The organism is Streptomyces sp. NPDC104761, assembly GCF_055583445.1.
Genome location: NZ_JBVJNZ010000001.1, coordinates 1,107,134 through 1,114,129 on the forward strand (window position 1 = coordinate 1,107,134; position 6,996 = coordinate 1,114,129).

The window sequence follows — 6,996 nt, forward strand, 5'->3', positions numbered from 1 at the left end:
CCGGGGCCGTGCGCAGAGCCGCCCCGAGACCGCGAGGGTCCTGCCGTCGGACCCTCGCGCCGCGACCGGCCCGAGCACCCGCCCCGCATCCGTCCCACCGCCGCTCGTCACCCGTTCACCCGACCCTCGGCAACCGGCCGTGCGCCCCATCCTGGAGAAGGACCTCCCCATGCCTCCGACCATCCCCCGGCACTACGGGGTCGACAACTACGACGACCACCCGCGCCGCCTCAACCGTGTGACCGTCGCCGGAGACGTGCCGGTCGGCGTGGACGGCCGGCGCAGCGAGCAACTCGTCGGCGACGCCTCGCACTACAGCAGGGTGCTGGAGGTGGCGGCATGACCGAGGTCAGCCTCGAGAGGCCGGCCGTCGTCCCGGCGGCCGCCGAGACGACGAGCGCGCCCGGACGTGAGGTGTTCCTGCCGCTCGACGCCCGCCGCCGGACCCCGCTGCACACGATCCGCGAGCGGCTGCGCTGGCCGCTGGGCATCTACACGACCCCGGCCGTGATCCTCATCGCCTGGGAGGTGCTGGCCAGGGCCGGCGTGCTGCAGAAGACCTATGCCCCGGCGCCGACCTCCCTCGTCAAGGCCGCCGTCGACCTGTGGCGACAAGGGGTCCTCGGACCCGATCTGGCCATCTCGCTGCAACGCGCCGGCATCGGCCTGGCCGTCGGACTTTCGGTGGGCATCGTCAGCGGGGTGCTGGGCGGGCTGCTGCGCAGCGGCGAGTACCTGTTCAACGGGGTCGTGCAGATCCTGAACACGATCCCGCTGCTGGCGGTGCTGCCGCTGATGATCGTGTGGTTCGGCATCGACGAGCTCACCAAGGTGCTGCTGATCTCCTTCGGCGCCGGCGTCCCGATGTACGTCAACCTCTTCGCCGCGATCCGCGGTGTCGACCAGCGGCTCATCGAGATGGCCCGGACGACGGGGGCGGGCACCTGGCGGCTGGTGACGCGGGTGCTGGTGCCCGGGGCGCTGCCGGGATTCCTGGTGGGCCTGCGGTTCTCGCTCGCGTACAGCGTCCTGGGCCTCGTCGCGGCCGAGACGGTCAACGCCGACAAGGGCCTCGGCTTCCTCATCACGCAAGGGCAGACGTACCTGCAGACCGACCAGGTGTTCGTCGGGCTGGTGATCTACTCCCTCCTCGGTCTGCTCGCCGACCAGTTCGTCCGGGTTCTCGAGCGGGTGCTGCTGCGGTGGCGTCCCAGTTATGAGGCGTCATGAGCATCACCGTCGAGACACAGCTGCGGCAGCAGTCCGGCGCCGTCGCGGAGAAGGTCGTCCGGCGGTTCGGCGACCGGGTCGTCCTGGACCGGCTCGACCTCACCATCGCCGACGAGGAACTGGTGGTCCTGCTGGGCCCCTCCGGCTGCGGCAAGAGCACCCTCCTGCGCCTGCTCGCCGGTCTCGACCGGCCCGACGGCGGCCGGGTGGAGGTCCCGGCCAGGCGCGCGATCGTCTTCCAGGCCGACCGGCTGCTGCCGTGGCAGCGGGTGCTGCGCAACGTCACCCTCGGCCTGCGCGGACCGGACGCCGACCGACGGGCCCTCGACGTACTCGCCGAGGTCGGGCTCGCGGGCCGCGAGAAGGCCTGGCCCAAGGAGCTGTCCGGCGGCGAGGCACAACGGGTGTCCCTGGCACGGGCACTGGTCTCGGAGCCCGAACTCGTGCTGCTCGACGAGCCGTTCGCGGCACTCGACGCGATCACCCGGCTGCGCATGCACGACCTGGTGCGAGCGCTGCGCAGCAAACACCACGCGGCCATGCTGCTCGTCACCCACGACGTCGACGAGGCGATCGCGCTGGCCGACCGCGTCGTCGTCATGAACAACGGACGCATCGGCACCGCCCACCGCGTCGAGCTGTCGGCCGCGGACCGCGAGGCGAGCGTCGCCCGTGAGGAACTCCGCTCCGCGCTCCTCGACGACCTCGGCCTCGCCAACCAGCACTGAATCCAGCCGGCTCCACACGAGTCGTCTCCCCGCTCCCTCCCGTCCCCGGCACAGAAAGCACGTGAGAACCATGCCCACCAGAACCTCCCGCACCGTCGGCGTCCTCGGCCTGCTCGCCCTCGCGGGCCCCCTCGCCGCCTGCGGATCGGAGTCGGAGGCGGCGGCACCGCTCAGCAACGTGAGCGGATCGAGCGCAGACAGCCACCCCGAGTGGAAGAACTACACGTTCACCATCGGTGACAACGGCGGCGACGGCAGCCAGGAGCTGGCGAAGATCACCGGCGTCTTCGACAACGCGCCGTACAAGGTGAAGTTCGCCCGCTTCACCTACGGCCCGCCGCTCGTCCAGGCCGCCGCGTCGGGCGACATCGACCTGGGCAGCGTCGGCGACGTGCCGCCGATCACCGGCGCTGCGAAGGAGTACGGCTTCAAGGTCGTCGCCGTGAACCGTTCCCTGCGGCCCGACCAGGCCAACGAGAACATCATCGTGCCGAAGGGCTCGACGCTGAAGACGCTCGCGGACCTCAAGGGCAAGAAGCTCGCGGTCCCGCAGGGCAGTTCGGCCCACGGTCTCGCCCTGAACGCGCTCACCGGCGTCGGTCTGGGTCCCAAGGACGTGAAGCTGGTCTTCCTGGATCCGGCGGCCGGCGCCACGGCGTTCAACACCGGAAAGGTGGACGCCTGGTCGATCTGGAACCCGCAGTCGGCCATCGCGGTGAAGAACGGTGCGCGGATCCTGGCGAAGGGGCTCCCGCCCATCGACCAGACGAGCAGCTACTACGTCGCGAGCGAGAAGTCGCTGAACGACACGACGAAGCGGGCGGCCCTCACGGACGTCCTCGAGCGGCTGGCCCACGAGTTCGCCTGGGCCGTCCAGCACGAGGACAAGTACGCGCAGGCGATATCCAGGGAGGAGGGCATCCCCCTGGCCGACGCGAAGGCCTCCCTCAAGACCTTCGAGACCCGCGTGACCCCCGTGGAGAAGCCGGACATCACGGCCGAGCAGAAGCTCGCCGACGCCTTCCTGGGGGCGGGCCAGATCACCAAGACGGTCGACGTCGCGTCGGTCACCGACAACCTCCTCCCGGCCGGTTACGACAGCTCGAAGCTGGAGGCCGGCTCATGAGCCCCGCCGGCCGCGCAGGAGAGAGACCACGCCGGCTCCACCTCAACGCCTTCCTCATGGAGGCCGGCCACCACGAGGCCGCCTGGCGGCTCCCGCAGAGCGACCCGCGGGCGGACTTCGACCTGGGGCACTGGAGCGAGCTGGCCCGGCTGGCCGAGAGCGCCAAGTTCGACTCGCTCTTCCTCGCCGACGGCCCGGCCCTGAACGGCACCGGCGAGTTCCGGCCGCCGGGCCAGCTCGAACCACTGACGCTGCTGACCGTGCTGTCCCAGGCGACCAGCAGGATCGGCCTCATCGCGACCGTGTCGTCCACGTACAACGAGCCCTACAACCTCGCCCGCCGCCTCGCCTCCGTCGACCACGTCAGCGGCGGCCGCGCCGGCTGGAACATCGTCACCTCGGCGGGCGCCGACGAGGCGGCCAACTTCGGCCTCGTCGACCGTCCCGGCCACGCCCTGCGCTACGCCAGGGCCGACGAGTTCCTCCAGGTCGCCAAGGCGCTCTGGGACAGCTGGGAGTCCGAGGCCGTCGTGGCGGACAAGGCCACCGGCCGGTACGCCGACCCGGCCCGGCTCCACCGGCTCGACCACCGGGGCACCCACTTCTCGGTGGCGGGCCCGCTCAACGTCGAGCGCCCGCCGCAGGGTTACCCGCTGCTCGTACAGGCCGGCTCCTCCGAGGACGGCAAGGACTTCGCGGCCCGGCACGCCGAGGCGATCTTCACCGCGCACCGGACGTACGAGCGTGCCGCCGGCTTCTACGCCGACATCAAGGCCAGGACCAGGGCCGCGGGACGTGACCCGGACGGCGTGATCGTGCTGCCGGGAATCGTCCCGTACCTCGGGTCGACCGTGGCGGAGGCCCGGGCGCTGGCGAAGGAGTTCGACGACCTCCGGGTACCGGAGTACGGGCTGCGCCAGCTGGCCTCGATCTTCGAGACCGAGCCGTCGGTGTTCGAACTCGACGCCCCGCTGCCGGACTTCGTCCTCACCCGGCCGAAGCTGGAGGGCTCGCAGAGCCGCTCGGACCTCATCATCGAGCTCGCCGTACGCGAGAAGCTGACGGTCCGCCAGATCATCTCGCGGCTCGGTGGCGGCCGCGGCCACTTCGAGTGCGTCGGCACACCCGAGCAGGTGGCCGACACGATCATCGCCTGGTTCGAGGGCGGCGCCGCCGACGGCTTCAACATCATGGCACCGGCCCTGCCGTCCGGCCTGGCGGCCTTCGTCGACCACGTGCTGCCGATCCTGCGCGCCAAGGGCCTGTTCCGGGAGGAGTACGAGGGCACCACGCTCCGCGACCACTACGGACTGCCGGTACCGGCCAACCAGTTCCACCGCTTCGGTGACTGAGATGAAAGGCCCGCCCTGCGCGTCCAGGGGCTCAGCAAGACGTAAGGCCCGGCGGCTGCTGGGCCTCGCCGAGCAGGAGATCAATGTCGACCGCTTCCTGTCGATCCGTCAGATGCTGGTCCAACCACGCCGGCTACCACGGCATCGGGCGAAGAGCGGCGGTCCGGCGTGCGGACGAACTGCTCGGGGTGTTCCGCCCCGACCGCAAGGCCGACGCCCGCGCCTACGAACTGTCCGGGGGCATGCAGCGCCGGCTGGTCATCGCCCGGGCGCTCATGCACCGCCCCCGCCCCCGAGCCGCTCTACTCGCCCTGGAACACCACCTTCTACCGCCTGTTCGGCTCCGCCTACCCGCAGGGCGGCAGCGCGCCGCTCACCCGGCAGGCGACGAAAAGCGCCTTCGAACTCGCCGACGGGGCCACGTTCACGGCGGGGCGCCCGCACGTGCTGCACGGACGGTCGTGGTCGGGTGCGGGCGCCGTCGCCCGGGTCGACATCAGCACCGACGGCGGGACGAGCTGGCGCCGTGCCCGCCTGCGCGACCGGCCCCGCGCCGGTACCTGGACCCGCTGGTCCCTCGACTGGCACCCGGAGGAACCCGGCGCCACCCAGCTGCTGGCCCGGGCCACCGACACCGCCGGCCGCACTCAGCCGGACACCGCAGTGCCCAACACGCAGGGCTACCTGTTCGACGCGGTGGTACGGCATCCGGTGAGCGTGGTGTGACGACCCGCCGCCCCGCCTTCTGATCCGCCGACGCCCACAGGACTTCGGAGAGCCTGCGCATGGCCACGTCGAAGACCGGGTGTCCGCAGGCCACGACGGCGAGCTGCCGGGAGCGGCGCGGGACCTTCCGGGTTGCCCGTTGCGTGGTGCCGCATGCCCAGTCGTCTGGAAAGTGCGCTCTTGTCATGACAGGGCGGGACGGCGGACTCTGGCAGCAGGCACCGCGGTACGCGTACCGGACGTCGGATCCCCGACGACCCTGAGGCGGCTCAGGAGGCTCCCGGATGTCGGTTTCACCGGAGTGCGGCGTGGACGGCCCCGCCGTCACCGAACAAGAGGCGCAGGCGCTGGTCGAGGGAGTCTGTTTCAAGACGGGCCCGCCGCGCAGCGTCGGCGTCGAAGTGGAATGGCTCGTCCACCGGGAGCGTGCGCCGCACGAGCCCGTGGGCCGGCAGGAGCTGGCAGCGGCCCACGCCGGCCTGTGCAACCTCCCGCTGAGGTCCGGGCTGAGCATCGAGCCCGGCGGCCAGGTGGAGCTGAGTTCCCGGCCGGCCACGTCACTTGTCGCGTGCGTCTCGGAGGTCTCCGCCGATCTGGCCGCGGTGCGCACCGCACTTCGCGGGCACGGTCTGACCCTGGCCGGCATGGGCGTCGATCCCTGGCAGCGGCCTCGCCGCTTCCTGCGGGAGCGGCGGTACGACGCGATGGAGGCCTGCCTCGACCGCACGGGCCCGGCGGGGCGTACCCTCATGTGCACGTCGGCCTCCGTTCAGGTCTGCCTCGACGCCGGACGGGAGGAACCCGGTGTCATGGGATTCGCGCGCCGTTGGTGGTTGGCGCACCACCTGGGCGCGGTCCTGGTCGCGGTGTTCGCGAACTCGCCCATGGCCGAGGGCCGCGCCACGGGCTGGCTGTCCACCCGGCAGCTGATGTGGGCGGAACTCGATCCTGGACGGGCCGGCGGCCCCTCCCTCGCCCACGATCCGCGGCACGCCTGGGTCCGGCGGGTCCTGGACGCGCCGGTGATGTGCGTACGCAGGGACGGCCCCTGGGAGGTGCCGGACGGAGTGAGCTTCCGCGAGTGGACCCGCTCACGCACCATGCGGCCGCCGACCCACGCAGACCTCGACTATCACATCAGCACACTGTTCCCGCCGGTCAGGCCGCGCGGCCACCTGGAACTGCGCATGATCGACGCACAGCCCGGCGACGACGGGTGGATCGTGCCGCTCGCGGTGGTCACCGCCCTGTTCGACGATCCGGGGGCGGCCGCCGTCGCGAACCGGGCCGTGGCGCCCCTGGCCGAGCGGAGCGCCGGGGCTCCGGCGCCGCACAATCCGCTGTGGACCGCCGCGGCTCGCCACGGGCTCGCCGACCCGGACCTCAGGCGTGCCGCCGTGACCTGTTTCGCCGCGGCGCTGGACGCCCTGCCGCGCCTGGGTGCGAGCACCGGGGTGGTGGCCGTCGTCGCGGACTTTGCCGACCGCTACGTCGCACGCGGTCGCTGCCCGGCCGACGACGTACTCGACCGGGAAACGCCCGCACGGCTCCGCGCGAAACGGTGAGCTGCGCCGCGGTGTCGCGCAGGAGGGCCGGAGGTGGTCAAGGCGCCAGTGGGGCTTGAGAGGTCGGGCCGCGGTGCGCTGCATGGCGGTTCCCCGCGAGTACCTCTGGCCGACGCGACGACCGAACGGGGAAGGACCGGGGAAGGACCGGCTGAGCCGGGCGGAGCGCTCCCTCGTCGCGGGGGGGGGGGGGGGGGGGGGGGGGGGGGGGGGGGGGGGGGGGGGGGGGGGGGGGGGGGGGGGGGGGGGGGGGGGGGTCGTGCGTCTGC

Annotated in this window: 5 protein-coding genes and 2 pseudogenes; all 7 read left to right on the forward strand. The window is 72.3% G+C overall.

Annotated features, from left to right (window positions below; translation table 11 throughout):
- Nucleotides 1–181 precede the first annotated feature (181 nt).
- Nucleotides 182–343, forward strand: a pseudogene (locus ACZ63F_RS05045) (TauD/TfdA family dioxygenase); the annotation flags it as partial.
- The gene (locus ACZ63F_RS05050) at nt 340–1,230 is read left to right on the forward strand and encodes an ABC transporter permease (protein ID WP_469708796.1); all 891 of its coding nucleotides are present in this window, start codon (nt 340–342) and stop codon (nt 1,228–1,230) included. The pseudogene ACZ63F_RS05045 and the gene ACZ63F_RS05050, both read left to right, overlap by 4 nt.
- Complete coding sequence (locus ACZ63F_RS05055) at nt 1,227–1,958, forward strand: ABC transporter ATP-binding protein (RefSeq protein ID WP_469708798.1); 732 nt, start codon at nt 1,227–1,229, stop codon at nt 1,956–1,958. The genes ACZ63F_RS05050 and ACZ63F_RS05055 overlap by 4 nt, the downstream gene beginning before the upstream one ends.
- Nucleotides 1,959–2,028: 70 nt before the next feature.
- A complete protein-coding gene (locus ACZ63F_RS05060) occupies nt 2,029–3,084 on the forward strand; it encodes an aliphatic sulfonate ABC transporter substrate-binding protein (RefSeq protein ID WP_469708800.1) in 1,056 nt (351 codons plus the stop codon).
- Nucleotides 3,081–4,436, forward strand: a complete 1,356-nt coding sequence (locus ACZ63F_RS05065; RefSeq protein ID WP_469708801.1) for an LLM class flavin-dependent oxidoreductase — start codon at nt 3,081–3,083, stop codon at nt 4,434–4,436. Before ACZ63F_RS05060 ends, ACZ63F_RS05065 begins: the two co-directional genes overlap by 4 nt.
- Nucleotides 4,437–4,730: 294 nt before the next feature.
- Nucleotides 4,731–5,162 (forward strand): annotated as a pseudogene (locus tag ACZ63F_RS05070) (molybdopterin-binding protein); the annotation flags it as partial.
- A 284-nt stretch (nt 5,163–5,446) separates the two neighbouring features.
- Entirely contained in the window at nt 5,447–6,727 is a 1,281-nt protein-coding gene (gene egtA / locus ACZ63F_RS05075) for an ergothioneine biosynthesis glutamate--cysteine ligase EgtA (RefSeq protein WP_469708804.1), read from the forward strand.
- The last annotated feature ends 269 nt before the right edge of the window (nt 6,728–6,996 follow it).

Excerpts from the sequence above, each read along its gene's own strand:
- ACZ63F_RS05050 (WP_469708796.1), top strand. The coding sequence starts at position 340 with ATGACCGAGGTCAGCCTCGAGAGGCCGGCCGTCGTCCCGGCGGCCGCC.
- ACZ63F_RS05055 (WP_469708798.1), top strand. The coding sequence starts at position 1,227 with ATGAGCATCACCGTCGAGACACAGCTGCGGCAGCAGTCCGGCGCCGTC.
- ACZ63F_RS05060 (WP_469708800.1), top strand. The coding sequence starts at position 2,029 with ATGCCCACCAGAACCTCCCGCACCGTCGGCGTCCTCGGCCTGCTCGCC.
- ACZ63F_RS05065 (WP_469708801.1), top strand. The coding sequence starts at position 3,081 with ATGAGCCCCGCCGGCCGCGCAGGAGAGAGACCACGCCGGCTCCACCTC.
- egtA (WP_469708804.1), top strand. The coding sequence starts at position 5,447 with ATGTCGGTTTCACCGGAGTGCGGCGTGGACGGCCCCGCCGTCACCGAA.